Source organism: Labrenzia sp. C1B70 (assembly GCF_000475395.1).
Classification (GTDB): domain Bacteria; phylum Pseudomonadota; class Alphaproteobacteria; order Rhizobiales; family Stappiaceae; genus Roseibium; species Roseibium algicola.
In genome coordinates this window covers 18793-44749 of the sequence record NZ_AXCE01000062.1, presented here as the reverse complement: position 1 = coordinate 44749, position 25957 = coordinate 18793, and the positions used below count along the sequence as shown (strand labels likewise).

Annotated in this window: 24 protein-coding genes and 1 tRNA gene; 7 read left to right on the top strand and 18 right to left on the bottom strand. The window is 59.7% G+C overall.

Features of this window, described 5'->3' with window-relative positions:
• Positions 1–55: 55 nt before the first annotated feature.
• From Q666_RS61150 to kynB, 8 genes are all read right to left on the bottom strand, one after another.
• Positions 56–1123 (bottom strand): LacI family DNA-binding transcriptional regulator, encoded by a 1068-nt coding sequence (locus Q666_RS61150; protein WP_023002226.1) that lies wholly within the window; start codon positions 1121–1123, stop codon positions 56–58.
• A 200-nt stretch (positions 1124–1323) separates the two neighbouring features.
• Positions 1324–2502, bottom strand: coding sequence for an NAD(P)/FAD-dependent oxidoreductase (locus Q666_RS61145; protein WP_023002227.1), 1179 nt, complete (start codon positions 2500–2502; stop codon positions 1324–1326).
• 320 nt (positions 2503–2822) lie between these two features.
• Positions 2823–4028 carry an ABC transporter substrate-binding protein gene (locus tag Q666_RS61140; RefSeq protein WP_023002228.1) on the bottom strand — a complete coding sequence of 402 codons (1206 nt, stop codon included), beginning with the start codon at positions 4026–4028 and terminating at the stop codon, positions 2823–2825.
• 93 nt (positions 4029–4121) lie between these two features.
• Positions 4122–5108: a branched-chain amino acid ABC transporter permease gene (locus Q666_RS61135; RefSeq protein ID WP_023002229.1), complete on the bottom strand. Its 987-nt coding sequence runs from the start codon at positions 5106–5108 to the stop codon at positions 4122–4124.
• Between the two features lie 15 nt (positions 5109–5123).
• Entirely contained in the window at positions 5124–5996 is an 873-nt protein-coding gene (locus tag Q666_RS61130; RefSeq protein ID WP_023002230.1) for a branched-chain amino acid ABC transporter permease, read from the bottom strand.
• A gap of 5 nt (positions 5997–6001) precedes the next feature.
• A complete protein-coding gene (locus Q666_RS61125; RefSeq protein ID WP_023002231.1) occupies positions 6002–6709 on the bottom strand; it encodes an ABC transporter ATP-binding protein in 708 nt (235 codons plus the stop codon).
• Positions 6706–7476 (bottom strand): ABC transporter ATP-binding protein, encoded by a 771-nt coding sequence (locus Q666_RS61120; protein ID WP_023002232.1) that lies wholly within the window; start codon positions 7474–7476, stop codon positions 6706–6708. Before Q666_RS61120 ends, Q666_RS61125 begins: the two co-directional genes overlap by 4 nt.
• Positions 7477–7545: 69 nt before the next feature.
• Entirely contained in the window at positions 7546–8175 is a 630-nt protein-coding gene (gene kynB / locus Q666_RS61115; RefSeq protein WP_031269828.1) for an arylformamidase, read from the bottom strand.
• A gap of 427 nt (positions 8176–8602) precedes the next feature.
• On the opposite strand from kynB, the gene Q666_RS61110 reads away from it, so the two are divergent.
• Positions 8603–10681 (top strand): bifunctional diguanylate cyclase/phosphodiesterase, encoded by a 2079-nt coding sequence (locus tag Q666_RS61110; RefSeq protein ID WP_023002234.1) that lies wholly within the window; start codon positions 8603–8605, stop codon positions 10679–10681.
• On the opposite strand, the gene kynU is transcribed toward Q666_RS61110, so the two are convergent.
• Entirely contained in the window at positions 10674–11894 is a 1221-nt protein-coding gene (gene kynU / locus Q666_RS61105; protein WP_023002235.1) for a kynureninase, read from the bottom strand. The genes Q666_RS61110 and kynU overlap by 8 nt on opposite strands.
• Before the next feature lie 249 nt (positions 11895–12143).
• Between kynU and Q666_RS61100 the strand changes: the two genes are divergently transcribed.
• Positions 12144–13538, top strand: a complete 1395-nt coding sequence (locus Q666_RS61100; RefSeq protein WP_031269831.1) for an L-serine ammonia-lyase — start codon at positions 12144–12146, stop codon at positions 13536–13538.
• An 83-nt stretch (positions 13539–13621) separates the two neighbouring features.
• The gene (locus Q666_RS61095; RefSeq protein ID WP_023002237.1) at positions 13622–14026 is read left to right on the top strand and encodes an MAPEG family protein; all 405 of its coding nucleotides are present in this window, start codon (positions 13622–13624) and stop codon (positions 14024–14026) included.
• Here Q666_RS61095 and Q666_RS61090 read toward each other — a convergent pair whose 3' ends face one another.
• The 5 genes from Q666_RS61090 to Q666_RS61070 all read right to left on the bottom strand — a co-directional run bounded on the left by Q666_RS61090 (position 14027) and on the right by Q666_RS61070 (position 19983).
• Positions 14027–14644 carry a GntR family transcriptional regulator gene (locus Q666_RS61090; protein ID WP_023002238.1) on the bottom strand — a complete coding sequence of 206 codons (618 nt, stop codon included), beginning with the start codon at positions 14642–14644 and terminating at the stop codon, positions 14027–14029.
• 133 nt (positions 14645–14777) lie between these two features.
• Positions 14778–15866 carry an anhydro-N-acetylmuramic acid kinase gene (locus Q666_RS61085; protein ID WP_023002239.1) on the bottom strand — a complete coding sequence of 363 codons (1089 nt, stop codon included), beginning with the start codon at positions 15864–15866 and terminating at the stop codon, positions 14778–14780.
• Complete coding sequence (locus Q666_RS61080; protein WP_023002240.1) at positions 15863–17215, bottom strand: aspartate aminotransferase family protein; 1353 nt, start codon at positions 17213–17215, stop codon at positions 15863–15865. Before Q666_RS61080 ends, Q666_RS61085 begins: the two co-directional genes overlap by 4 nt.
• A 381-nt stretch (positions 17216–17596) precedes the next feature.
• A complete protein-coding gene (locus Q666_RS61075) occupies positions 17597–19468 on the bottom strand; it encodes an adenylate/guanylate cyclase domain-containing protein (protein ID WP_023002241.1) in 1872 nt (623 codons plus the stop codon).
• Positions 19465–19983, bottom strand: coding sequence for a FecR family protein (locus Q666_RS61070; RefSeq protein WP_031269834.1), 519 nt, complete (start codon positions 19981–19983; stop codon positions 19465–19467). The genes Q666_RS61075 and Q666_RS61070 overlap by 4 nt, the downstream gene beginning before the upstream one ends.
• 124 nt (positions 19984–20107) lie before the next feature.
• On the opposite strand from Q666_RS61070, the gene Q666_RS61065 reads away from it, so the two are divergent.
• Positions 20108–20809 carry a Crp/Fnr family transcriptional regulator gene (locus Q666_RS61065; protein ID WP_023002243.1) on the top strand — a complete coding sequence of 234 codons (702 nt, stop codon included), beginning with the start codon at positions 20108–20110 and terminating at the stop codon, positions 20807–20809.
• A gap of 165 nt (positions 20810–20974) precedes the next feature.
• Positions 20975–21241, top strand: a complete 267-nt coding sequence (locus Q666_RS66980; RefSeq protein ID WP_023002244.1) for a BA14K family protein — start codon at positions 20975–20977, stop codon at positions 21239–21241.
• 101 nt (positions 21242–21342) lie between these two features.
• Here the strand turns inward: Q666_RS66980 and Q666_RS61055 are convergent, their stop codons facing one another.
• Complete coding sequence (locus tag Q666_RS61055; protein ID WP_023002245.1) at positions 21343–22914, bottom strand: alpha/beta hydrolase; 1572 nt, start codon at positions 22912–22914, stop codon at positions 21343–21345.
• 449 nt (positions 22915–23363) lie between these two features.
• On the opposite strand from Q666_RS61055, the gene Q666_RS61050 reads away from it, so the two are divergent.
• Positions 23364–23573, top strand: a complete 210-nt coding sequence (locus Q666_RS61050; RefSeq protein WP_023002246.1) for a cold-shock protein — start codon at positions 23364–23366, stop codon at positions 23571–23573.
• A 127-nt stretch (positions 23574–23700) separates the two neighbouring features.
• Positions 23701–23952 carry a hypothetical protein gene (locus tag Q666_RS66480; RefSeq protein ID WP_023002247.1) on the top strand — a complete coding sequence of 84 codons (252 nt, stop codon included), beginning with the start codon at positions 23701–23703 and terminating at the stop codon, positions 23950–23952.
• A 150-nt stretch (positions 23953–24102) separates the two neighbouring features.
• Here Q666_RS66480 and Q666_RS65265 read toward each other — a convergent pair whose 3' ends face one another.
• From Q666_RS65265 to Q666_RS61040, 3 genes are all read right to left on the bottom strand, one after another.
• A complete protein-coding gene (locus tag Q666_RS65265; protein ID WP_023002249.1) occupies positions 24103–24609 on the bottom strand; it encodes a GNAT family N-acetyltransferase in 507 nt (168 codons plus the stop codon).
• Between the two features lie 82 nt (positions 24610–24691).
• Entirely contained in the window at positions 24692–25000 is a 309-nt protein-coding gene (locus Q666_RS0134230) for a hypothetical protein (protein WP_023002250.1), read from the bottom strand.
• 765 nt (positions 25001–25765) lie between these two features.
• A tRNA-Arg gene (locus tag Q666_RS61040) sits at positions 25766–25842 on the bottom strand.
• Between the last annotated feature and the right edge of the window lie 115 nt (positions 25843–25957).

Sequence of the window (25957 nt, the reverse complement as noted above, 5' to 3'; positions counted from 1 at the left end):
AGTGTGAGAGGCGACTTTTTGGCAGGAATGCCGGAAAGACGCCCAGTTTCCGGGATCAGACAGGTCGTCCGGCGGTGTCTGATGGCTCCAGATCCCCGGGCAGATTGTCCTTCAGGAACACATCGATGCCGATACGCTCCTGCCCTTCGATGATCGGCACACCATCACAAAGCGCTTTCAGGACGCGGATGGCGCTGCGGATCTCGTGACCCGGGTCCTGCGCAATCACCGCATCCAGCACATCGTCCTGAAGCGCTTCGCGCGTATAGGGCGTCAGTTCGTGTCCGACAAAGACGATGCCCTGGCTGCGGCCGCTTTCCTTCAGGGCCGCAATCGTGCCGCGGTTGCCCGCGCCGATATTGTAGAGCCCGGCAAGATCGGGATGTTCCGCAAGAAGCTTTCGCATCAGGTCCGCATTGCGGGCGTTGTCGTCCCTCCCCTCACGCACCTTCAGCAATTCCAGATGGGGATAGTCCTGCTCGATGACTGCCCGGCAGCCCTGATAGCGCTCCGCATGGTCGCGAAGGCCGAGCGATCCGGCAATAATGGCGACTTTGGCCGGAGTTCTGGGCAGGAAGCGACCGAGCAAACGTCCGGCGGTGCGCCCGGCGGCGACGTTGTCGATGCCGACAAAATGCTGGCGGCTGGAGGAAGGATGATCGGAGACCAGCGTTACGACGGGCACCCCCCTGTCCTGCAGCCGGTCGATGGCTGCCTGAACCTCCGGGAACGCGGGCGCGACGACCGCGACACCGTCGCACTGCGAGCGGTCGAGGATCGCAAGTGTACCGGCCACCCTGTGCCCGTCGAAGGCGTCGATGGGCTCGACATGCACATGCATGCGGTCACCGCTCATGGTTTCGGCGTGAGACAGCGCCTCGCGGGTCAGGTCTTCCATGAAGGCGTTGGGGCCATTTGGAATGAGGAAGTGCAGGCGGTAGACCCGTTTCTTGGCAAGGCCGGCGGCAAAGACATCCGGTTTGTAGTTCAGCGCCTCGACGGCCTGCTTGACCTTTTCGATGGTGACCTTCCGGACACCCGGCCGCCCGTTGAGGACACGATCAACCGTTGCCAGGCTGACACCCGCTGTTTCGGCCACATCGTGGATCGTTACGCGCTTCATTCATCCCCCCGGACGTCAGCCATTTGCCGTTACTTCGCACCGGCACAGACCTTTTCCGCGGGAAGAGGACACTCAAGGCAACGGTGAAAGAGCGGCTTGGTTCCAAGCCTTCTTTCAAGCCACTATAACCAGCTTTGAGGGGCGATCATCAAAAAATGCTGCGCCGCGCAAAGTCTTCTACCAATTGATGATTACGAAACTCAGGCCACCTGCCCGGCGGCATGACCGGACGACCAGGCCCACTGGAAATTGAAGCCGCCGAGATGGCCGGTGACATCGACCACCTCACCGATGAAATAGAGGCCCGGCACCTTCGTGCTTTCCATGGTCTTGGAGGAGAGTTCCTTCGTGTCCACGCCACCAAGCGTGACTTCCGCCGTGCGGTAGCCTTCCGTGCCGACCGGCGTCAGCTGCCAGCGGTTCAACTGTTCTGCCGCCCGGCGCAGGACCTTGTCCGACTGGTCGGCCAGACGGCCTTTCAGGGCAAACGCCTGCGAAAGTTCGTCAGCCAGCCTGTTGGGCAGCAGTCCCCCCAGTGCGGTCTTCAAATCCTGTTTCGGGTTGTCCTGGCGGGCTTGCCGCAGGGCTTCGAAGACGTCGGCCTCGGGAGACAGGTTCACCGAGATGGGCTTGCCTTCCTGCCAGTAGGACGAAATCTGCAGCACCGACGGCCCGGACAGACCCCGATGCGTGAAGAGCAGGCCTTCGCGAAACGACGTCTTCTGGAACGAAACGACCGCATCCACCGAAACACCGGCAAGCCGGCCGCACAGTTCCTTGTTGGTATCGGAAAAGGTCAGCGGCACCAGCGCCGCGCGCGGGGCAATTACGTTGTGGCCGAAGCGCTTGGCCAGATCATAGCCGAAGCCGGTCGCGCCCATCTTGGGGATCGAAGGCCCGCCTGTCGCCACAACAAGCGATGCCGCCCGCAACGGCCCCTTGGACGTTGACACGGAAAACCGGTCGTCGGGTTTTTCAATCGCCTTGATGTCCGTTTCCAGCTGCAACGTGCCTCCGGCCGCTTCTAGCTCGGCCAGCAGCATCCGGATGATGTCCTTGGCGCTGTTGTCGCAAAAGAGCTGGCCGAGTGTCTTCTCGTGCCAGGAAATGCGGTGTTTTTCGACCAGTTTCAGGAAGTCCTGCTGGGTATAGCGCTTCAGCGCGGAGACGCAGAACCTCGGGTTCCGGGAGAGGAAATTAGCCGGCGAACAATGAATATTCGTGAAGTTACAGCGCCCCCCGCCGGAAATGCGAATTTTCTCCGCCGGGTTTCTGGCATGGTCGATCACGAGCACCTTGCGCCCGCGCTTTGCCGCCTCAATCGCACACATCAGCCCCGCGGCACCGCCACCAAGCACAAGAACATCCAGATCACGCATGGCGGGGTGTATAGCGGGAATTTCGGGAGGGGGTAAGGGAGATGTGAGCTTGTTTTCTCTGCCCCTCCGTCTTTCCGGACAAGCGCAGCCAATGCTGCGCGCCGATCCGGAACCCAGTGCGTAAGCGTGAACATGAGCGAACACTTATTTGACAGAAAAGGAAGCCGCCCCCCGTGCGCGCGAAATAAGTCTGGTTTCCGGATCTGCGTTCGGCTTTGCCTTACTTGTCCGGAATGACGGGGAACCGAAGCGATGGAAACAGAAAAACCGGCGGCCCTTTCAGGTCGCCGGTCTCTTAAAAACGTTTCTTGCGAAGTCGCTTATTTCATTTCGGTCAGGACTTCGAAGCCATTCGCACCGACTTCCCAAAGGGCGTAGGTGCCCGGGACGTCGCCCTTTTCATCGAAGTTGTGGTCGCCGGCTGCGCCCTTGTAGTCGATGGCCGTGCCGGCTGCGATCAGTTCCTTGGCCTTCTTCCACTCGCCCGGACGGATCGCTTCACCTTCGCCGTTGGAGACTTCGGCCATTGCCGCTGCAACGTCTTCCTTCTTGCCGCCGGCCTTTTCGACCGCCAGTGCCAGCAGGAACGCCGCGTCATAGGACGTGGTGGCAAAGATCGCATCGGGATCGCCGCCGATGCCCTTGAAGGCTTGGTTGAAGATGTCGAGGGATTCGGACTGTTCGCCAACCGGCGAGGACGAAACGAAGGTGGCCAGGTTTTCGGCACCCAGCTCGTTGATGACTGCCTCGGACTTCATGCCGTCGCCGCCGACGAACTTGTCGAAGAAGCCGTTTTCGAGAGCCTGACGCAGGATGGTGAGGCCGGTACCGTCGCCGTAGTCGAAGATCACCAGCGTGTCCGCGCCGCCCTTGGCGAGTTCGGCAAGGTTGGAACGGTAGGAGGCCTTGCCTTCCTCATGCGCTGCGAACTGGGTGATTTCACCGCTGAGTTCATCGACGAATTCCGCCTTGAACGCGTTGGCAAGACCGGTGCCGTAGTCGTTGTTGAGGTAAGCGACGGCGACCTTCTCGTAGCCCTGCTCCTTCAGAGTACGTGCCAGTGCACGGCCCTGATAGTCGTCGGACGGCACGGTGCGGAATACGGTGCCCTTGTCGTCGAGGGTGGAGATTTCCGGCGAGGTGCCGGACGGCGTGATCATGGTGATACCAGCCGGAATGGTAACGGAACCGGCTGCAGCCAGAACCGCGCCCGAGCAATGCGGACCGACGACGCCGATGACGCCTTCGATGTTCACGGCCTTGGTTGCGGCGTCAGTGCCGTTCTGCGGGTTGCAGGCGCTGTCGCCGACAACACCGACCAGCTTTTCGCCGTCGCCGATGCCGCCCTGCTCGTTGACCTGCTGAAAGGCCAGCTGCGCGGCGTCGATCATGGCCGGAGCCATGGCTGCGATCGGGCCGGAGATGCCACCGAGCAAGCCGATCTTGACATCGGCCTTTGCCGGCACGGATGCCAGCGCGGTTGCGGTCATCAGACCGGCTGCAAGCGCGAGAATCTTGGTTTTCATCAAAGTACCTCCTCATTATTCCGGTCTTCGCCGGGACTTTGGATTTTCGAGGCTCCGCCTCCCGATACCGGGAAGCTAGCCTGAGGAACGGATCTAAGTGTGATCCGCACCGGATCTTGTTGCACGCCGGTCGCCTCTCAGCGGTTCCGGCAGCAGGCCTTCCGGCCGGAAGCGCAGCACCAGCTGCAGCATCAGGCCGATCAGGAACAGGCGAATATATTTGGCCTGGATGGCATATTCCGTCGGCAGGCGGTCAGTTGCGATTTCCGACATCGACCAGATGATCCAGACCACCGCAGCTCCCAGAATGGCGCCGCGGTTGTTGCCGGAGCCTCCAAGGATCAGCATGATCCAGACCAGGAAGGTCGCGACCATCGGGTCGATGGCTTCCGGGGTGATCGAGCGATTGAAATGCGCGAACAGCGCGCCGCCCAGCCCCATCAGGGCCGAGCCGAAAATGAAGGCTTGCAGGCGGCGGAACTCGACATCCTTGCCCATGGCCTTGGCGGCGCCTTCATTGTCGCGGATGGCGCGCATCATGCGGCCCCAGGGCGCGTTGAACTGACGCTCGACCAGCAGGTAAGCCGCAATCAGAACGACAATGACAATGGCAAGATAGGCAGCCTGAGACGCCATGTAGGCGCTTTCCTGCGCCAGCGACGGAAACTCCGCCGCCGGGCGCGGAATACCGGAAATGCCGCGGGCACCATTGGTCAGCACGGGTTCGGACTTGACCACAAGTCGAATGATTTCCGCAATCCCGATGGAGGCAATCGCCAGATAGTCGGACCGGAACCGCAGACAGATCTTGCCGATAGGCCAGGCCACCAGAGCTGCGGCAAGCATCGCTCCGATCCAGCCGACGAAGAACGGCATGTCAAAGCCGCCGATACGGCCGTCGGCATGTTCTGTCGTCAGAATCGCGGAGGTATAAGCGCCAACTGCGAAGAACCCGGCGATGCCGGCGTTGAACAGACCGGCAAAGCCCCACTGAATGTTGAGCCCCAGCGCCAGCAGCGCGTAGATGCCGATGAAGATCGCCATGAAGAGGGCGTAGTTGAGAAGACCGAGATATTCCATTTTCTCTCCCTCCCCTTATAGCACTTTGCCCTTGAGCAGCCCGGTCGGGCGCACAAGCAGCATGAACAACAGGATGGCGAAGGCCATTGCGGCCTTGTATTCGCTCGGGATCACCAGAACCGACAACTCCTCGGCAATGCCGACGATCAACCCGCCAAGCACGGCCCCCTCGATCCGGCCGACCCCGCCCAGGATGGCGGCAGCGAACATCGGCAGCAGCATCTGCCAGCCCATCAGCGACTTCAGTTCCGTGTTGAGGCCGAGGAAGACACCGGAGGCGGCACACAGACCACCTGCGATCACCCAGGTCAGCATCACGACCTTCTTGTTGTCGATGCCAGAGAGCAAAGCCAGATTGGGGTTGTCCGACATGGCGCGCATGGCCTTGCCCCACTTGGAGCGGGTCAGGAACAGCTGCAGTCCGCCGACAAGCGCGAGCATGGCGATGACCGTCAGGATTTCGCGGTCACGGATGCGCAGGCCGAAATAATTTTCCGGACGGACGATGCCGCGGGAATAGGTTTCCGTATCGACACCCCAGACCACCTGCACCACGGCGCGGATCATAAGCGCTATGCCGAGCGAGGCCATCACGGTGACGATTTTCGGCCGCTCGCGCAGATGTTCATAGAACACCTTGTCGATGCCGACGGCAACGGCGGCGGTCGCGATGATGGCGATCGGCAGGGCCAGCAGTGGCGAGACGCCAAGACCGGTGACAACCGCCAGCGCAATGAAGGCACCAAGCGTCGCCAGATCACCATGCGCCAGATGCGCGTAGCGCAGGATGGCGAAGATCAGCGTGATGCCAACGGCGCCAAGTGCATAGATCGAGCCGAGCACGATGCCCGGAATGACGTAGAAATTGATGAGCTCGAGAAAATCCATACCGCTCAGCCCCCCAGGAACATTTCAGCGACTTCACGGTCGGCCAAGAGGTCGGCACCGCTGCCTTCGTGGCGGTTCTTGCCGGCGGCCAGGACATAGCCCCGGTCGGCAAAGGCAAGCGCCTGCTTGGCGTGCTGCTCCACCAGGAGAATGGCGACACCGGTGTCGCGCACGTCCCGGCAGATCTGGAAGATCTGTTCCATGTATTTGGGCGAAAGCCCGGCGGTCGGTTCGTCGAGAAGCAGAAGCTTCGGATCGAGCATCAGCGCCCGGCCCATCGCCACCATCTGCCGCTGCCCGCCCGACAGGGACCCTGCAAGCGTCTTGCGACGTTCCTTCAGGTCCGGAAACAGGGTGTAGACCCGGTCATAGGCAGCGCTGAGGTCACCCTTCTTCAGGAAGCCGCCCATCTCCAGGTTCTCGTGGATCGACATCTCGCGGAAAATGTTGTCGACCTGCGGGACATAGCAGATGCCGCGCTGGACGATGCGGTTGGGAGCCCAACTGGTGATGTCGTCGCCGTCGAACAGCATGCGACCGCCGCGGATGGTCAGGAGACCGAAAACGGATTTCATGGCTGTGGACTTGCCGGCACCATTCGGGCCGACGATGACGACGATCTCGTCCGCATCCACATGCATGGAGACGTCCTGAAGGATGTCGGCGTCACCATAGCCTCCGGTGATGCCGTCCATGGAAAGAAGCGCTGTCATGCGGCATCTCCCGTGGTTTCGCCCAAATAGGCTTCCAGCACCTGAGGATTGGACCGCACGGTCTGGAAATCGCCCTGGATCAACACCCTGCCCTCGGCCATGCACACAACGGGATCGCAGAGTTTCTCGATCATTTCCATGTCATGCTCGATCAGGATGAACGTGTAGCCGCGCTCCTTGTTCAGGATCTCGATCTTGGTCTCGAGCTTGCGCAGCAGGGTGCGATTGACGCCTGCCGCCGGTTCGTCGAGCAGCACAAGTCTGGCATCGGTCATCATGGTGCGGCCCAGTTCCAGAAGCTTCTTCTGGCCACCGGAAAGGTTGCCGGCCGGCTCGTGCGCCACGTGGGTCAGCTCCAGGAATGCCAGGGTCTCATAGGCCTTTTTCTCGACCTCGGCCTCGGCAGCCTTCACCCGCCCCCAGGCGAGCCAATTGGAAAACAGGCTTTCGCCCGGCTGAGACGGCGGCACCATCATCAGGTTTTCCAGCGCCGTCAGCTTGTGAAATTCATGCGGGATCTGGAATGTCCGCACCAGTCCCTTGTGAAACAGCTCATGGCTGGCCAGGCTGGTGACGTCCTCGCCCAGAAACCGGATGCGTCCGCTTGTCGGTTGCAGTGCCCCTGCGATCAGGTTGAAAAGCGTCGTCTTGCCAGCCCCGTTCGGGCCGATCAATCCGGTGATACTGCCTTCCTCGACGCGGAACGAGCAGCCATTCACCGCCCGGAATCCGCTGAAATCCATAACGAGCTGATCAAGCTCCAGCATTCACGCTCCTTGCCGCTCCCAACGGTCAGTCTTTTTCTTATTCCGGCCGCGCTTTCCCGTTTCCCGGAATTAGCGGAGCGGGCGCAAAATGGCCCGAACCGGCGCGGCGTCCAGCCCTTCTAACTTCATTGGCAGCGCAATCAACTCATAATCACCGGGTTCCACCGCAGAAAGAGCAAGATTTTCCAGAATCAGCATGTCACGGGAACGGGCGATCCCGTGACTGGGCAGGGTTTCGGAAGGATCCGGGTCGACGGAGGGCACATCCACGCCGATCAATTTGACACCGGCGTCCGCCAGCAGGCTCATCGTTTCCGGTGCCAGAGCCCTGTAGCCTGCCGGCCAGACCGTAACGTCTCGTTCTTCGGCAAGCCGCACAAGCACTCGAGGCGGGCAGCCTTCAAGGAACGCTTCCAGCTCTTCGGGCTGGCAAAGCGGACCGGTACCGCGTGCATCGATCAGCCGGGCCGGTCCGACGAAATCATGCAGATCAAGCTGATCGACCGTCAGACCGTCCGGGTCGTAGTGCAGGGGTGCATCGGCATGGGCTCCGCAATGGCTCGACATGGAAAACTCGCCGACATTCACCGGGCAGTCTTCTGAGATAGCCGCCGTCCAGGAGCTGCGATAAGGCGCGTCGCCGGGATAGACCGCTATACCCGGCCGCACGGGCGGCGTGATGTCGAACAGATCCGTCATCTTGAAATATCCTGCTGAAGGGCAATTGCCGCGTTTCAGACAGTTTGAAACAACCATGGCTGGCAAGTGTTGTAAAGCTGAGCAGACACGCCGGCGACAGGCAGTCAGCTGGCGCAAAACCAGCGCGATACGGCCTTTTGCAATCGGGGAAAGCTCAAATCCGGCATCCAAGGTGTCGCACAACAATCTGTTGGCGTTTGATGCAAGTTTTATCTATCGGCACTATTCTAAATTCAGAAACTGAAAGTATCACCAGATCTCGTTAAGTTTGTCAGCGGTTTTCCCGATTTTAAATTGAATGATATATTCACGTTCCTTACACTTCTGCAAAGTTGCAAATTTGCGTTGCCAGACACGAACTGGCGGCTTCGTCCGTCATGATTTTTGATTTCGAATGCGTTCATCCCGGAGAACGACCCTGTCACACATGTCCGATCTTTCCCAGACGCAGCGGGCAACCGAAAAAAGGAAAGCGTCCCTGCCTTTTACACTCGATGACGGCAGGGTGGATCAGGACCTGATCTTTTCGATTTACGATCGTCTCGACACCGGTATCTGGATTTTCGATTTCGACGAGAAATGCATTGTGTGGGCCAATCGCAAGGCGCTTGAGATTACCGATGCCGAATCGCTGGAAGAGCTGCGGGCACGCGACATGGGCTCGGACATGTCCCATTCGGTGGAACAGCGCCTGCGGCAGTACCAGCAGGATTTCACCAAGCACGACGTGAGCTTTTCGGAGATCTGGACACTCTATCCGAATGGCAAGGCTCAGGTCCTGCAGGTTGTCATGAGCGGCATCCGGCTGAATGACGGTCGTATGGCGCTGCTGTGCGAAGGCCGTCCGCATCACGAGCAACAGCCGGAAACGCTCCGAAGCGCCGAAGCGCTGATGCACACCACGGTGATGATCTCGCTGTTTTCCGAAGACGGACAACCTCTTTACCGCAACACGGCCGCGAGGGCAGCTTGCACCGATCTCGCGTGCACCTTGTGGGATCATTTCATCGATCAGGTGCTCGCCAAGAACGTGATGGGCGTCCTCACGGAAAAAGCCACGACCAAGTTCGTGGCGGAGGTCCGGACGAGCGACGGCCTACGCTGGCACGAAATCACCATCCGCCGCTGCCATGACGCCGTAACAGGAAAGCCTGCCTTTCTGCTGAGCGAGATCGATGTCACGGAGCTTCACCAGACCAAGGAACGCGCCCAGTATCTTGCGAGCCATGATGCGCTGACAGGACTGTCGAACCGGACCTATCTGAAGGAACGCCTGTCGCATGTGAGGCAGACTGCGAAGGACAACAACCTGATCGCAACGCTTTATCTCGTGGATCTGGACGACTTCAAGATGGTCAACGACACGCTTGGCCATGCTGCAGGCGACCATCTTCTGCAGCTTGTTGCATCCAAACTGAAGGATCTGGCCGGAAACAACGACATTGTCGCCCGTCTTGGCGGCGACGAATTTCTGATCTGCCACCTGTCCTCGCCCGAAAGCCCGCGACCGGACTGGTTCGGACAGGCGCTGCTGCAGGCCTTTACCAGTCCGCATCTGATTGAGGGCAAGCCTCGTCATGTCGGGCTGAGCATCGGCTATGCCCATTATCCGGCCGACGGTACGGACATCGACCAGCTCATGCGTCATGCGGACCTTGCGCTTTACCAGGCCAAGTCGGAGCGGAAGAACAAATGCGTCCGCTACAAGGAATTCATGCGCAAACTCCGGGACAAGCACATGTCCCTGAAGAAGGATCTCGAACGGGCAATCCGCGAGAATGAATTCCTGCTGTATTACCAGCCGATTGCCTGCACCCGTACCCAACGTGTTGTCGGCGCGGAGGCCCTGTTGCGTTGGCAGCACCCCGAAAAAGGCCTGGTCAGTCCCGACGACTTCGTGCCGGTTGCCGAGGAAACGGGCCTCATCAACGAGATCGGCACCTGGGTCAGCCGGAATGTTGCCTACATGCAGTCCGGGCTCAAGCTGCTGAACGTTTCCGTACCGCTGTCGATGAATGTCTCACCCAAGCAGCTTTCGGACCCCACGTTTGTTGCACGCATGCAGAGCCTGCCGAAGGAAACCGGCTGCAATGCGAACGACATCTCGCTGGAAATCACCGAAAGCGTTCTGCTTGGCGATATTCCGCATGCCTACGAATCCCTGACGAAGCTGAAAGCCGCCGGCTACCGGATCGTTATCGACGATTTCGGCACCGGCTATTCCAACCTGGCCTATCTGCACAACTATCCAATCGACGGTATCAAGATCGACCGGATGTTCATGAACGACATTGCCACCGGCGGCGCCATCGTGAAGCTGATCCTGTCGCTGGCATCAGCGCTTGATGCCAGCGTTGTCGCCGAAGGGGTGGAAACCGTTGAACAGCGGGCCTGGCTGTCTGAAAACGGTTGCAACCGTTTCCAGGGCTTCCTCTATTCCAAACCGGTGCCCGAACAGCAGTTTATCGACATGCTGCAGGCCCAGGTTCGCGTCGCGGCTATGTGACCTTTGCGCGGGTCTTGAACTCCGGCCGGTTCCAGCTTTCCGTATCCAGAATATCCTTCAGGATCTCAACCGCGTCGACAATGTCCTGATGCGACAGGTACAGCGGCGTGAAGCCGAAGCGCATCACGTCAGGTGCCCGGAAATCACCGATCACGCCGCGGTCGATCAGCGCCTGCATGACGGCGTAACCTTCCTTGAAGCGGAACGAGACCTGGCTGCCGCGGGCATTCGGATCCCGCGGGCTGGCCAGTTCCAGTTGCGGGCACTTGGCCTCGACTTCAGCGATGAACAACTCGCTGAGTGAAACGGACTTGCGGCGGATGTCCGCCATGTCGACGTCCTCGAAGACGTCAAGGGCCGCATGAAGGCTCGAAAGCGCAAGAATGGCGGGCGTGCCGACCGTCATCCGGCTGATGCCGGAAACCGGCCTGTAGTCGAGATCGAACGCGAAGGGGGCCTCATGCCCCATCCAGCCGGTCAGAGGCGAGGTGACCTTGTCCTGGTGCTCGGGGGCGACATACAGAAATGCCGGAGCACCCGGGCCTCCATTCAGATACTTGTATCCGCAACCAACGGCAAAATCCGCTCCAGCCCCGTGAAGATCGACCGGGATCGCGCCGGCAGAGTGGGCGAGGTCCCACATCGCCAGGGCACCTGCGTCATGGGCCGCGCGGGTGATATCCGCCATGTCATGAACCCGGCCGGTGCGGTAGTCGACCTGCGTAAGCATCACCACCGCCACGTCTTTACCAATGGCGTCCTTCACCGCTTCCGGATCGACAACCTTCAGTACGTGGCCTTTGTCGAGCAATTGCTTCAGGCCGGAGGCGACATATAGATCGGTCGGGAAGTTGCCATTGTCGGAAAGGATGACCTTGCGCTCCGGCCGCAACGCCAGGGCTGCGGAAAGGACCTTGAACACATTGACAGAGGTGCTGTCGCAGGCGACGACCGTCCCGGCCGGTGCGCCGATCAACTTGCCGATGCGGTCACCTGTGCGGGCGGGAAGGTCGATCCAGCTGTGGGTGTTCCAGGCCCGGATCAGGCTGTTGCCCCATTCCTCGTTGATTACCTGCGCAATGCGGGCAGGCACGTGTTTCGGCAGCACACCAAGCGAATTGCCATCCAGATAGATGACCCCGTCGGGGATTTGAAACGCCTGTTTTTTGGAAGCCAGAACATCTGCCGTGTCGGCCGGGTGCTGCGAGGTCATGAGTAGCTCTTGTGTCGGATAGTTGCATTTGAAAGGAAGCGGCACGCTATCAAAGGGGCATTTCGCAAACAACTGTTTCCGCGAACCGTTTCATCCGGTTCCAACCCGCACGGGAAAACGTCTGTTTCAGCCGCATGTCGCAAATAACACAAAAATGCCCGTTTGAATGGAGGACATCCGGGCGCTATCTGTTAGCGTGACCTCAAAGCGCCGGCAGGGCCGGTGCATCTGACATATGCGGTTCAAGAGATGTTCATCAGCGTCTTCGACATTTTCAAAATCGGCATCGGGCCGTCCAGTTCTCACACGGTTGGCCCGATGGTAGCCGTTCACCGTTACCTTGACCGGGTGCGGGGCCTGTCCGGCGCGGAAAACCGCGCGACTCGGCTGACCGTCACCCTGCATGGCTCACTTGCCTTCACCGGCAAGGGCCACGCCACGGACAAGGCCGTGTGTCTCGGCCTGCTGGGAGCCAGGCCCGATTCCATCGATCCGGACAAGGTCGACCCGATGCTGGAAGAGCTGGAGCAGACCAGGAAGCTGAAAATAGACGGCCTGCCGGAGCTGCATTTCGAACCGTCCCGGGATGTCATCTTCGACTATGGCCCTCCGCTGGCGCTCCACGCCAATGGCATGACCTTCCATCTGCTGGATGCTGCCGGCGCCGTCATCGACACCTTTGTCTATTATTCCATCGGCGGCGGTTTCGTGGTCAGCGAATCCGAATTGCGCAAGACCAGCAACGAACCGGTCAACGAGCTTGCCAAGCAGGATGTGCCATTTCCCTTTGCAAACGCCAAACAGATGCTGGAGATGGGCCGGGAAGCCGAGCTTTCCATTGCCGAGATGAAGCTTCGCAACGAATGCAGCGACAAACCTCAGGCTGAAGTGGAAGAAGGCATCGACCGCCTTTGGTCGGCAATGGATTCCTGTATCAACCGCGGCATTTCCCAGACCGGCATTCTGCCCGGCGGCCTGAAAGTGAAACGCCGCGCCGCAGATATCTACCAAAAGCTCATTCGTGAAGGCCGCACGAACCCGCCTTTCGAGCACAACGTGGTCGACTGGCTCGGCGTTTACGCCATGGCCGTCAACGAGGAAAACGCTGCCGGAGGCCGTGTCGTGACGGCCCCGACCAATGGTGCTGCCGGGGTCATTCCGGCCGTGACCCGCTATTACCTCGATCACTGCCCCGGCGCGGACCAGGCCGGCATCAGGACCTTCCTGCTGACGGCGGCAGCTGTTGGCGGCATCATCAAGGCAAATGCCTCGATCTCAGGTGCCGAAGTTGGCTGTCAGGGCGAAGTCGGCTCGGCCTCTGCCATGGCGGCTGCCGGTTTGTGCGCAGCGCTTGGCGGCACCAACGAGCAGATCGAGAATGCGGCGGAAATCGCCCTGGAACACCATCTCGGCATGACCTGCGACCCGATTGCAGGCCTGGTGCAGGTCCCTTGCATCGAGCGTAATGCCCTTGGTGCGGTCAAGGCTGTTACTGCTGCCTCTCTGGCGCTTCGTGGCGACGGTTCGCATTTCGTGCCGCTGGACGGCTGCATCGAGACCATGCGCCAGACCGGCATGGACATGATGGAGCAGTACAAGGAAACCTCGAAGGGCGGGCTGGCCGTCAATATCGTGGAATGCTGATCCTCCTTTGCCCGCCCGTCGTAAGCTGATCATCCCCGGCGGCCAGAACCTGCGCCGCCGGCTCTCTCTTTCAAGGGGCCGACATGGCGCTTTACATCACCCCGCTTTTCGCGGGCCTGCTGACGCTGCTTTACATTTTCCTGAGTGTTCGGGTGATCGGCGTGCGCAAGAGCGAACGCATCGGCCTCGGCGATGGCGGCCATGGCGGTTTGCAAAGACGCATGCGCGCCCACGGCAACTTTGCAGAATATACCCCGCTGGGGCTGATACTCATGCTGCTTCTGGAGCTGACGGGTGCCACGCCCTGGCTGCTCTGGGCTCTTGGGGTGGGTCTTTTCACCGGCAGGGCCCTGCACGCCTACAGCGTCAGCCAGGAACCGGAACCGCTCAGGTTCCGGATTGCAGGCATGGCTCTCACATTCACCGTTCTGGTTGTCGCGGCACTGATGTTGTTAACGCGCTCGGCAAACGGTCTGCTGACCGGCTGATCAGATCTGCTGCAGCCTAGTTTTGTGTGCGTGCGCAATGTGAAGCCGGGCAGCAGCTTCTGCTGCGGCACAGTCGCCCCGTGAAATCGCGTCAACGATTGCGGCATGTTCCTCGACCGCCGTTTCCCGCCGTTCCGGCGTATCCAGCGTCGTGCCAGCCATCAGGATGAGCGACAGGCGCAGGTGGTCGATCTGGTCGACCAGATAGCGATTGTGCGAGGCCAGGCACAGGCGGCGGTGAAACTCCCGGTTTGAGCGCACCAGGCTGTCCTTGTCCGCAATGCGCTTGCGATCGGCGCTGACCAGATCCTGCAGGATCTCCACTTCCGGCTTTGACGCATGCTTGGCGGCAAGTCCGGCGGCCGTTCCTTCCAGAACTTCCCGCATGAAGTAGACTTCGTTGATCTGGCCATGATCAAGTGTCGGCACCACCATGCCACGGTTGGGCTCGTGCACGGCGAGACCCTGTGCCTCAAGCCGTTTCAGGCCTTCGCGGATCGGCGTTCTGGAGACGCCGAATTCTTCCGCCAGGTCTGCCTCGCGCAATCGGTCTCCGGGTTTCAAGACCCGCTCTTCAATGAGGCCGATCAGCCGGTGGTAGATTTCAGATCCGTTCATGATGTCTGGTTAGCGGCAAGCTGGGGTTCGCGCAAGCAATTGCAGCTTTCGGGTCGCTTGACCTTCCGAAACACTGTCTTCCGGAAGAGAAGCGTTTTTGCGATTACCGGGAGAAGCACCTCGCTACGCACGCTCAGGTGCCGGGCGTAAACAGTTTGCCGCCGACAACCGGCTTGCTGACACCGGTCGTGCCGGGAAAGGTGGTTGGCAGACCGGCATTCAAACGCGCGCCCAGGAAAGCCATTGCCTGGGCTTCCAGGGCATCGCCGTCGATCCGGTAGTCGTCAGCCGACACGACATCTCCCGCAAGAAGCTTCGCCAAGGCTTTCATCAGAACCGGATTGTGCCGTCCGCCGCCACAGACCAGCCAAAGCCGAGGAACCCGCGGCAAAAGCTTTTCCGCGCTGGCAATGGCGGCTGCCGTGAAAGCGAGCAAGGTAGCAGCGCCATCCTCCAGGCCAAGACCTTCAGCAAATTCGCCGGAGAAACTGTAGCGGTCGAGGGACTTCGGACCCGGCTCGGCCAGGAACGGATGGGTGAGCGCTGCCTGAAGACGACCTTCATCGACCGTGCCCTTTGCCGCGATCGCCCCGCCCGCGTCATAGTCGCCGGCACCGTGCTTGCGGACCCAATCGTCCAGGAAAGCATTGCCCGGTCCGATATCGAACGCCAGCAGCTTGTCGCCTTCAATATAGGTAAGATTGGAAACCCCACCGATATTGAGGAAACACAAGGGCTCCTTGTCTTCGCCAACCAGTGTCTTGGCGAGCGCCTGATGATAGACAGGGACCAAAGGAGCTCCCTGCCCGCCTGCCACCATATCCGCAAGGCGAACGTCGCCGATCACCGGAACATTGAGATCCGTTGCAAGAGACTGCGGATCACCGAGTTGGACTGTTTCGCCCTTGGCCGGATCGTGCCAGACCGTTTGGCCGTGAAAAACCACGGCATCCGGCGCGAGACCGTGCGTTGCCAGAAACCCCAGGATCGCCTCGGCATGGTCGCGCGTTACCGCAGCGGCGATTTCCGGCCAGTCGTCGCGTCCGGTTCCCTTGCGCGCAGCAGCTTCCAGCACCCGGCGCTTTGTCTCTGGCCGGTAGCTTGCCGTTTCCGCAGGGCCGAACCGGGCAACCGTCCGGCCGTCGGTTTCGATCCACGCCAGATCGATACCGTCGGCCGAAGTGCCCGAGATTGTTCCAAGGATGGAGTAGTGATCGCTCACAGGCTTTCCTGAACTGCCTTGAGACCGGCTTCTGCGATGTCGAACAACTCGTTCACCTGGGCTTCGGTAATGATCAGCGGCGGACAGAAGGCCATGGCGTCCAGCATGTTGCGCGAAATCAGGCCCTTGTCGTGGAACATTGCATTGGTTTTCGCGCCGAGCGCGCCGGGCGTTGCCGCAAGCGCCTCATGCGACAGTTCCGCGGCACCAATCAGCCCGATGCCGCGCGTTTCGATTACCAGCGGATTTTCCGCAAGACCGGCAAGGCGTTTCTGGAAAGTCGGCGCAATGGCTCTGACATGGCCAACCAGATCGCGCTCCTCGATGATCTTCAGATTTTCAAGCGCAACAGCTGCTGCAACCGGGTGCCCGCTGCCGGTGTAACCATGACCAAGCACGCCGATCTTGTGGCTTTCGTCCGCGATCGGCTGATAGACCGTGTCGTTGATCAGCAGCGCGGAAATCGGCTGGTAGGACGACGACAAGGCCTTGGAGAGGGTCATCATGTCCGGCTGCAGATTGTAGGTTTCCGTGCCGAACATGTTGCCGGTCCGGCCAAATCCACAGATCACCTCATCGGCGACGAAGAGAATGTCATATTTCTTCAGAACCGGCTGAACTGCTTCCCAGTATCCGTCCGGCGGCACGACCACGCCACCGGCCCCCATCACCGGCTCGGCAAAGAAGGCCGCGATCGTTTCCGGGCCTTCGGCCAGGATCAGGTCTTCCAGATCCTGCGCACAGCGCTTTGCGAAATCCGCCTCGCTTTCACCGTCCTTTTTCATGGTCCGGTAGTGCGGGCAGGTGGTGTGCAGGATCTGCGGCAGCGGCAGGTCGAACGAGCGGTGGTTGTTGGGCAGGCCCGTGAGACTGGCCGAGGCGATGGTGACACCGTGGTAGCCGCGCACGCGCGAAATGATCTTCTTGCGCTCCGGCTGGCCAAGCGCATTCGACCGGTACCAGATCAGCTTGATTGCGGTGTCGTTGGCCTCAGACCCGGAGTTGGTGAAATAGGCCTTCGACATCGGCACGGGAGCCATCTCGACCAGCTTTTCCGCCAGCTCGATCGACGGTCCATGGCTCTTGTAGGTGAAGGTGTGGTAGTAGGGCAGCTTCTCCATCTGCCGGGCGGCCGCATCGACCAGGCGCTTTTCACCGAAGCCGACGGCAACGCTCCAGAGACCGGCCATACCTTCGATGTAACGCTTGCCGTTGATATCCTCCACATAGATGCCCTCGCCCTTCTCGATCACCAATGCGCCTGTCTCTTCCTGACGGCGGGCGTCGGCGTAGGAATGGAGCTGGAATGCCGTGTCGCGGGCTTCAAGGGAATTCGGCAGCTGTGCCATGAAGGGTCTCGTCTCAAATGCGGTTGGAAAGATCCGGCCGCAGGCGACTCAAAGGTTCCTGCGCGGTGGAGCACACGGTAGGCCATAGCCTTACAAAATTGAAGAGATTGCTTGGGACGATTTTTCCTGCAAACGAACCTCGAAAGGCCGGAGCCACATGCGAAGTATCGCAAGTGGCGATCTTTGGCTGAAGACCGTTTGCCTGTGAGGGCCGTCACATGTCTCCGGGGCTCAGTCGGGCTACTTACATCTTGTCCGCAGAAACGGACACACCACTGGCAGGAGCAACCCTCAAGCAGATGGCCGGTGGAGCAAACGGGCGGAGGCAGAAAGCTTCCGCCCGTCCGCTTTTCGGCCAACCCGGGATCGCCTAGCACACATTCAATTTGTCGCAGAAAGTGCGCGCCGCTCCGGCATGGCTTCGTCCGCTGTCCAGAGCGCAACTTCGAGCTCCTGCACGCGCCCCCTGATTGCGACGGCTTCCCTACGTGGCGGCATTCCCAACATCTCACCACCAACCTCGGCGGCTTTCGTCAGGGCGGTGGAAAGGACGATCGAAGCGCCACGTGACTTGCCGACTTCCATCAGCCTGCTGGCCACATTCACGCAGTCGCCGGTTGCCGCGATCTGCTGCTGGTTCTCATGCCCCAGACGCGACAGCACCACCGGACCGAAATGGCCGCCAAGGCGTACGTCGCGAATTTCGGCGTCGAGCCCGGAGGCAAGGATCCAGCCACGCACGGCAACGACGAGATCAAAGGCACAGCGACAGGCGTCAGCGGCATCCTTTGGTCCGGCGTCCGGAATGCCGAATCCGATCATCGCCCCGTCTCCCATGAAATCCAGTACCAGCCCCTTGTTGCGCGCGGCCTCATTGACGACCAGCGTATGAAAGGCCTTCAGAACATCCCGGGTTCGCGCAGGACCCAGTTTTTCCGAAAGGGCGGTGTATCCGGCCAGATCAATGAACAGGATCGCAACCGGCTGCTCCCGCGGGACCAGCAGAAAGCCGGGGTCATCGGCAATGCGCCGGGCAAGATCCGGCGCCTGAAACCGGCTGAGAGCCTCACGGGCCGCCACCAGTCGGCGTACCCTGAACCACTCGAAACCTTCCCTCAGCACAGCAAGCGCGACAACCGGCGGCACACTTGCCGCAATCGGCAATGCCGCGTTGAGCCAGATGCCCTGGTTGAAACAGATGACGACGACGGTCAGCCAGCCCAGCAATAGCAGCAGATAAACGATGGTTGCGCTGGCCAGCGGCAGGAACACGACAACGGCCATGCCCAGTAGCGTAATGGAGACGGCAGCGAGTGCATCGAAACTGCGGACCCGGCTGTCGCGTAGCAGAACCGATCCGTCCAGCAGGTTGGCAATCCCCGTCGACAGGACTTCCACCCCAGGCAGGATAGGGTCGAACGGAGACGAAAACCGGTCGCCGACAGCCGAAGCGGTGACACCAAGAAGCACCAGACGACCACCAAGAGCTGCCTTGGCGGCTGCGGCATCCTGAAGAAGCGATTGCGCGCTGACGGTTCTGATGGTGCCGCCCTTGCCATAATAGTTCAGCGGTTGCTGCCACTGCAGATCCAGCGACTGCACTCGCCCGGAAATCCGGATACCTTCCGCGGTCACCGATGGGGGTGCACCCAGGAACCCGGCAACAGCCAGCATGCCAAACGAGGGAGCCAGTCCCTGGTCGGTCTTGAAAATGAGAGGGATATGGCGCGGTGTGCCGCCGGCATCGGTCGAGACATTGACGAGGCCGACGCTGGCTGCTTCCGCGAAGGCTTCAAACGGGCGCAACTCGGTTTCGGGAGCCGGCACCAGTACCGCCGCAGCCCTTTCAAGCGGGAACTGGCCACCGGCCGCAATCACCGTAGGCAGAGAAGCAAGCGCCGTCGCAAGGCCGGTGTCTGCTGCCTCGTTCGATTTTCCCATCAGCAGAATATCGATGGCCAGGGCCTTGGCGCCTGCGTCCCGGATCCGGTCAACCAGCTCGGTCAGAAACACCCTGTCGACCGGATAGTGACCGGCTGCGGCCACCGTCTGATCGTCGATGGCCACGATCACCACATCCTGCGGCGCTTCGCGCGGTCCCTTGATGTGGATACGAAGATCGAGAAGCACCGTCTCCAGCCGGTCAAGCACGCTTGCCCGTCCGGCAACATGGCCCAACGCCAGGGAGCCTGCCCAGACGGCCCCGACGATCATCGCCAGGACCACGAGACAGACGTAGAGCTTCAGTTTCATTGACCGAAACGGGACATAAGCCCTGCGGCCCTTTCCGCTGACCATGTGGCCGGTGCGAAGGGAAGGCCCGGGGCGACGTCCGCTCCTTCACCGGCTGCGAGCAGCACCGTATCGCTGCCATCCGGCCGGGATACCGACACGTGACCGCGCAAAACGAAGACTGACGTGCGCTCCGGCCCGACATCCACTGCGTAGATCGTGCCACGAACGGCGGCAATGGCGTGAGGGGTTCGCACCTGGAACGGGCCACTGCCCGGCTCGACCTCGATCAGCATCGCATCGGTTTCGAGATCGACATCTTCCGGGCGCGTGGCGCCTGCGGCGGTGTCGATGTTGAAAGCACTGGCTGCTTCTGCTTCGATCACGAGACCGTTCGCGCACTGAAACACAGTCCTGGGCGGATCCTGGATCTGTGTGCGTTCGCAGCCGTTCACATTTTGCGCCATGGCCGTGGAGGAAGCTGCGAGCATCAACCCGATCAGGGTTCCGGCCAATTTCAATCGTCTTGTTGACATTGCAATCCCGATAGGCTTGTCAATTTTAGGTAAGGCATCGCCGTGAGATACCACCATGGTATGACACAACAACCGTTGTAACCACCGTTGTACTGGTGCTCGCATCACACGAGAAAGAGAGAATATGGCTACCGAAGAGAGTTTGAATAAGGAAAAGCTCCTGGGACAGAGCTTTATTTTCGAAGCGCTGGATGACGAGAGCCGCAAGGATCTGGCCGCTTTCGCACATGTCAAACGCTACACCGCAGGCGATATCATTTTCGACATGGGAACGCCGGGGCAAAGCATGATGGCAATTGCGGAAGGCTCGGTACGCGTCAGCATGCCGACGCCCAGCGCCCGCGATGTTACCTTGTCGGAACTGCATCCCGGCGACATCTTCGGCGAAATTGCCCTGCTCGATGGCGGCGAGAGGTCAGCAAACGTGCGCGCCTTGACCAACTGCAAGTTGGTCGTGGTCGAACGGAGGTCTCTGCTTGAAGTGCTCAATCGCGATCCGGCTCTTTCCATCCGGCTGATCGAGCTTCTTTGCCAGCGCGTTCGCCGGTCGGACGAACGGATGATGGAAATCGGTTTTCTCGGTCTGCCGGAACGTCTCGCCCGCCTGCTGCTCCGCATCACCGTGACCGCTCCCGGCACTGAAGAGAAGCCACTGACCAAACTGTCGCTCTCCCAGTCGGAAATCGCAGAGATGATCGGCAATACGCGAGAGACAGTGAACCGGTGCCTGCGCAAGTTCCAGAAAGCAGACCTGATCGACCTCAAGGAAGGCTGGCTGATCATCCGAAACCGGGAAGGCCTAGAGGACGTCGCGGACTTCGTGTGAGGAACACGAGAGCCGTTTTGGCCACAACTCAGGACGCGCTGGCCGTCATCAGATAGCCGATGTCGGGGCAGTGTCGCGCGTCACAGGCCCCGGCGAATGATCTCTCCTAGGTAAGAGGGACAGGCGAACACCACTTCGCCTTCACCAAGCCAAAGGAAGATCCAGATGTTCAGGAAAACCATCTTCACCGCCGTTGCCGCCGCAGCCCTGGCAACCACGACCTTCGCCCCTGCCGCCTTTGCCGGGGGCTATGGAAAAAGCAACCACAAGGGCTATCAGCACCAATGGGCTTTTGGCGCTCGTGATGCGGTTGTGACGCGGCATATCGACTGGTGCTTTGGCCGCTACAACTCCTATCGTGTTTCCGACAACACGTTCCAGTCCGGGCAAGGCTCGCGCCTGCAGTGCTCCTCTCCGTTCATTAGCCGCTGACCATTCGCCTGACAGGAGACATTTGCCGGCAAAGCGGGCAGAGCACGGAGATCATATCCCGGCTCTGCCCCGCCGGAATGCGCCTCCGGCAATAGCCAAAATCAGATGCCGTTCTCTTCAAGAAAGCGATGGATGGCACCAAGGCATACCTGCCAGGCAGGTTCCTGATCGACCAGAATGTGATTTCGGCTTTCCAGCGCCACGAATTGCGCCCCCGGGATACCTGCCGCAACAGCCTGGCCGAGTTCCAGCGGAATGCGCTGATCGTATCTGGAGTGCAAAACGATTGTCGGCGCCTTTACCTGACCAAGACGGTGGCGGACATCGATACGGCCGAAGGCTTCCTGAAACCGCGCCGCGTTTTTCGGCGAGGTTGTCTGACGCTGAAAATCATCGAACCAGTCCAGGGTTTCCGCGCTGGCATCCGGCATGAAGGTTTGCGTGAAAATATGCCGGTAGGCCGGATTATCCGTTCCCCAGCCAAGTTCCGTCAGCGTGATCACCGCTTCGCGGCGGGCCTGTTCCTCCGGTGAGGCGAGATATCGCCAGCCGGCAGCATACCCACTGATCAGGATCAGTCCGGAAACGCGCTCGGGATGACGCACGGCGTATTCAACCGACACGGCACAGCCCTGAGAAATACCCACCAGCGGAAACCGTTCCAGCCCCAGGGTATCGGCAACGACCTCAAGATCCTCGACAAAGGCGTCGAACCCGAGATCGTCCACGTCCCAATCTGACAGACCGCAGCCTCTCTCGTCGTAGCGGATCAACGTGCGGCCGCGGGAGAGCTCTGCAAAGCTTCTGCCCCAGATCGGGCTCGACCAGTCGAACTCCAGGTGGTTCAGCCAATTGGCCGCCTTCAGAATAGGTGGGCCGGACCCGATGCTGGCATAGGCGATCCTGGTGCCGTCTGCCACGTCGCAAAATCCGATATTCTGCGCCCTGAGCGCATGGGCACGGGCCTTGCGAACCCTGTCTGCCGGGTCGGCCGAACTCGTCTCGGCAAGCACGACGTGGTCAGACGAAAGACCTGGGGGTGATGTGATCCGCTGAAGGCCTGCCGGTGACGTATCACTTCGCATCCGCTGGTGCGCCTCTGCACCTTCCGGGTCGGCTTCCAGCCACAGTCGCTGCCACTTCCGACTGGCAGCCGGGCCAATATCCCCGTGGGTCGCCAGACGCCTGTAAACTTCCACCTGCGCCAGATGGACGTCTTCACGTTCAGCCGTCAGCCAGGCATCGAAAGCCTCGTCGCCGGCACCGTCCAGGCCGTCCAGCAACATGTTCCCGAGCCGCGTGGCCATGTCCTCAAGCTCAATGACACCAAGCATCCCTGCCTGGTTCCGAAGCCTTGCGTGAATATCCAGAATGTCGATACCGATGCCCTCAGCATCGAACTGGACGCGCTCGCGGTCGGCGATGATGCGCAACCGGTCCGGCGTATCCACCGCCCGCCGCAACTTGCTGAGCGCCCAGCGCAGCGCCGCTTTCGGATCGTCCGGAAGGTCCCAGAACAGCTCACACAATCGCTCACGTCGATGCGGCCGCCCCGTCGCAACCAGAAACGCCAGAAGCGCCCGCGCCTTCTTGGAGGCCGGCAGAACAATTTCCTGCCCCATGGCCCTGACGCGCAGTTCCCCAAGGAGCGAAATTTCCAGCGCCTGGGACATGTATGTCTCTGAACTCACTTTGGAAAAACACTTCGCGTCTTTGTAGCACCTAAAAGAAGGCTGGTAAAACAAACCTGTCAGAACTACCGCCTGCGCCTTCGCCGATTGCCAGGTTCTACGTCCATTAACCGGAATTCCGTTATTACCCCTGGGCCTGCATCCGGCCGAGATGCCCCATCCCCCGCCAAAACGATCCTGAAATCGGATCAAAACGAATTATTATTGCTAAGTTTCATCGCCGCAAAAATTCTTTTCAAAGAAACAGGAAATGCGCCTTGTTTTGGACACGGTTTCAACTTAGGTAACGGGCATCGATATTGTTTGTCGAACTTTGTGACTGCGCGGTTTTCCGTGTTCTGAACGATCTTCCCATCAACGTCGACCTAACCGCGCCGCCCCGCATACCGTGAGGCGCGCAAACTACCATGACCGATTGAAAGGAAATCGTTATGCCAGTAGGTACCGTAAAATTCTTCAACACCACCAAAGGCTTTGGCTTCATTCAGCCGGAAGATGGCGCTGCCGACGTGTTCGTGCACATCTCCGCTGTAGAGCGCGCAGGCATGCGCAGCCTGGTCGAAGGCCAGAAGGTCAGCTTTGAAGTTGTCCAGGACCGCCGTTCCGGCAAGTCCGCTGCTGACAACCTTCAGGAAGTCTAATTCTGCATCCAACTCTGTTCGGTGACCACGGATGTACTGGCACCGGGCAGCAGGATGAATGGAAAAGGCCGGGGTAACTCCCGGCCTTTTTTGCAACTACCACCAGTGAACGGTTGGAGACGTGCAGATGACTTCGTCCAAGGATAATGAAAGCCCGCTTCGCACACGACGGGAAACTGCGGAAAGCAAAGCGGAAACAACGCGTCGGGTCGCGCGTGAAATCAATGAGGCCGAGACATCTGCCCGCGACGCCAAGACGGCCCGGCTGAAAGCTGCAAGACTGGCGAGCCAGGACAAGCAGGCAGCCGCCGCCACGAATACCGCCAAAGGCAAGTCAGCCCCGGCAAAACCCCGCAAACCCATTGTGCCCAAGGCCTGACGCCGGGTTTCATTTCTCTTTTTCCCAGGGCTTCTTGCGGGCACTGTCGGCAAGGCGATTGAAACGGGCATTCAATATGGACCGCCCTTGATTGCCGTTCGGCGTTCGCTTCTGCTTTTCCGCCCAAAACCTCGGAACCATGGCACACCGTCAGGCGGTCGCCAGTTCCATGACCAGCGCCGGCTCCCTGCAACCGGGCAAGAGCTCGTATTCTACGCGTTCCACAACTGCAAATCCCAAAGATCCGTAAAAGGCGACTGCGCCCACGCTGGCGCATAGCACCGTGACCTGAAGCCGACTTGCGCTCAAACTTTCACGTTGAACATGCCGGATCAATCTGCGTCCAGTCCCCGATCTCTGGAACGCTCGCCTGATGTAACAGCCCCAGACATAGACAGTTTCCCCGCGAGCTGCGTAGACGCAGCTTCCGACGATCCGATCGTCATGAAACGCGAGGACCACACGTTCATCCGTCGCAGGCAGAATGCCACCCAGATCGTCTCCGGCAAGGGATTCGACCATCGCAGTGGCCGTGACGCTGCCCAATTGCTCCTGGTAGGTTTCGCGCCAGCACGTTACAAGAAAAGCCCTGAGACGGGATCTGGGCAGCCCGTCTGATAGATCGCCATCAGACGCAAGTTCGACCAGCTCCACCACGTTTCCTGTTCCTGGTTCATCAGGCAATCACAGATGAGGAACACCTCTTCTCGCTGATGGGCGGAACAGGTTCTCCAGCAGCCTATCGGTGGCTTGAACCGAATGTTCGTTCAAGCAGCGTCGAGTTGGAACCAGAAGCAGCTTCGCCAACCGCTTCAAGTTGATCCTGCGTGGTCATGCGCTCGTACGCTTCCCCATCGGACTGTATGCGATACTGCGGCATGCCATCGCGAGCAGGCAACCTTCCTGTCACACGATATGTCAGGCCGGACATGCCCTTGCCACCGAATACGTTTTTCAGGCGTACGGCCTGCCCTATCCTGAAACTGTGGTCCGAAGAGCCACCCGAGACTCTGCCCTGGCTGGTATTTGTGACCGTTTTCCTGGTCATGATAACTGGGTATCCTTTGATTTGAAGAATTCGCCGGCTGAGATCCGCCAAGTGACGCTATGCTATCGACAGATACGCGTATCGGCCTGTTCAACCGGCATACGGTGGCCGCTTCCGTAAACTGTTCTTGATCCAACGAGGTCAAATGCGTGACGGCAAGCGGTAAACATCTGCGCCACCAAACGTGTCATGACCGGTTTCGCGGGCACACTTGTCCAGGGAGGGCGCAGGCCTAAGCAGCACCCTGACAAGGAAAAATACACTCATGTACTTTGAATTTTCATTCAAAAATAGGCGGTAAGATTGATTTTTATTTTGTTCCGCGCTTATTTTTCTAATTTTCAGCATACACATTTTACAATAATAATCAAACAACAAAATATTTTGAGATTTTATTTCTTACAATTCTTTTGGAACGACCCGAAACGGCCCCTTCTTATAGGGACCATCCAAGCCGGGCGACCGTAATCACCTGCCCAAGAACATGCGGCATGTGTCATCGGAAACAAGATCCGATTTTCCGGATCAGGCACGTTGGGATTCGGCAAATCACCCGCTGACAAGCTGGCCTTCACACGAGATTGACGCCCCCGAGAACCTGTTCGGTCCATCGCATGGAAAGCAGGAACCCAATGCACGAATGTAGCCATTTCAAAGACGGCAAATGTTGAAGTTGCTTCCTGGAAACTGTCCGGACAGGCCGACAACGCTTCAGCGCAATGCAAACAGGTGCAAACGGATCAAATACTGATGGTGCAGGAAAAGTGGCGCACCGGGGAGGATTCGAACCCCCGACCCCCAGATTCGTAGTCTGGTGCTCTATCCAGCTGAGCTACCGGTGCGTATTTGCGAAGATCTTGTCATCTCGGTTGAACCTGGAGATGACCGGTCTTGGCGCTGCGGGGCGTGTCGTGTACCCCGGACAGGGCGCTTACCTACTGCGGTCCGATGGGGATT

Excerpts from the sequence above, each read along its gene's own strand:
- Q666_RS61140 (WP_023002228.1), bottom strand. The coding sequence starts at position 4,028 with ATGAAAACCAAGATTCTCGCGCTTGCAGCCGGTCTGATGACCGCAACC.
- Q666_RS61080 (WP_023002240.1), bottom strand. The coding sequence starts at position 17,215 with ATGGCACAGCTGCCGAATTCCCTTGAAGCCCGCGACACGGCATTCCAG.
- Q666_RS61090 (WP_023002238.1), bottom strand. The coding sequence starts at position 14,644 with ATGAACGGATCTGAAATCTACCACCGGCTGATCGGCCTCATTGAAGAG.
- Q666_RS61100 (WP_031269831.1), top strand. The coding sequence starts at position 12,144 with ATGTTCATCAGCGTCTTCGACATTTTCAAAATCGGCATCGGGCCGTCC.
- Q666_RS61050 (WP_023002246.1), top strand. The coding sequence starts at position 23,364 with ATGCCAGTAGGTACCGTAAAATTCTTCAACACCACCAAAGGCTTTGGC.
- Q666_RS61095 (WP_023002237.1), top strand. The coding sequence starts at position 13,622 with ATGGCGCTTTACATCACCCCGCTTTTCGCGGGCCTGCTGACGCTGCTT.
- Q666_RS61065 (WP_023002243.1), top strand. The coding sequence starts at position 20,108 with ATGGCTACCGAAGAGAGTTTGAATAAGGAAAAGCTCCTGGGACAGAGC.
- Q666_RS61125 (WP_023002231.1), bottom strand. The coding sequence starts at position 6,709 with ATGACAGCGCTTCTTTCCATGGACGGCATCACCGGAGGCTATGGTGAC.
- Q666_RS61145 (WP_023002227.1), bottom strand. The coding sequence starts at position 2,502 with ATGCGTGATCTGGATGTTCTTGTGCTTGGTGGCGGTGCCGCGGGGCTG.
- Q666_RS0134230 (WP_023002250.1), bottom strand. The coding sequence starts at position 25,000 with ATGACCAGGAAAACGGTCACAAATACCAGCCAGGGCAGAGTCTCGGGT.
- Q666_RS61110 (WP_023002234.1), top strand. The coding sequence starts at position 8,603 with ATGTCCGATCTTTCCCAGACGCAGCGGGCAACCGAAAAAAGGAAAGCG.
- Q666_RS61055 (WP_023002245.1), bottom strand. The coding sequence starts at position 22,914 with ATGTCCCAGGCGCTGGAAATTTCGCTCCTTGGGGAACTGCGCGTCAGG.
- Q666_RS66980 (WP_023002244.1), top strand. The coding sequence starts at position 20,975 with ATGTTCAGGAAAACCATCTTCACCGCCGTTGCCGCCGCAGCCCTGGCA.
- kynB (WP_031269828.1), bottom strand. The coding sequence starts at position 8,175 with ATGACGGATCTGTTCGACATCACGCCGCCCGTGCGGCCGGGTATAGCG.
- Q666_RS61150 (WP_023002226.1), bottom strand. The coding sequence starts at position 1,123 with ATGAAGCGCGTAACGATCCACGATGTGGCCGAAACAGCGGGTGTCAGC.
- Q666_RS61120 (WP_023002232.1), bottom strand. The coding sequence starts at position 7,476 with ATGCTGGAGCTTGATCAGCTCGTTATGGATTTCAGCGGATTCCGGGCG.
- Q666_RS66480 (WP_023002247.1), top strand. The coding sequence starts at position 23,701 with ATGACTTCGTCCAAGGATAATGAAAGCCCGCTTCGCACACGACGGGAA.
- Q666_RS61130 (WP_023002230.1), bottom strand. The coding sequence starts at position 5,996 with ATGGATTTTCTCGAGCTCATCAATTTCTACGTCATTCCGGGCATCGTG.
- Q666_RS61075 (WP_023002241.1), bottom strand. The coding sequence starts at position 19,468 with ATGAAACTGAAGCTCTACGTCTGTCTCGTGGTCCTGGCGATGATCGTC.
- Q666_RS61135 (WP_023002229.1), bottom strand. The coding sequence starts at position 5,108 with ATGGAATATCTCGGTCTTCTCAACTACGCCCTCTTCATGGCGATCTTC.
- kynU (WP_023002235.1), bottom strand. The coding sequence starts at position 11,894 with ATGACCTCGCAGCACCCGGCCGACACGGCAGATGTTCTGGCTTCCAAA.
- Q666_RS61070 (WP_031269834.1), bottom strand. The coding sequence starts at position 19,983 with ATGTCAACAAGACGATTGAAATTGGCCGGAACCCTGATCGGGTTGATG.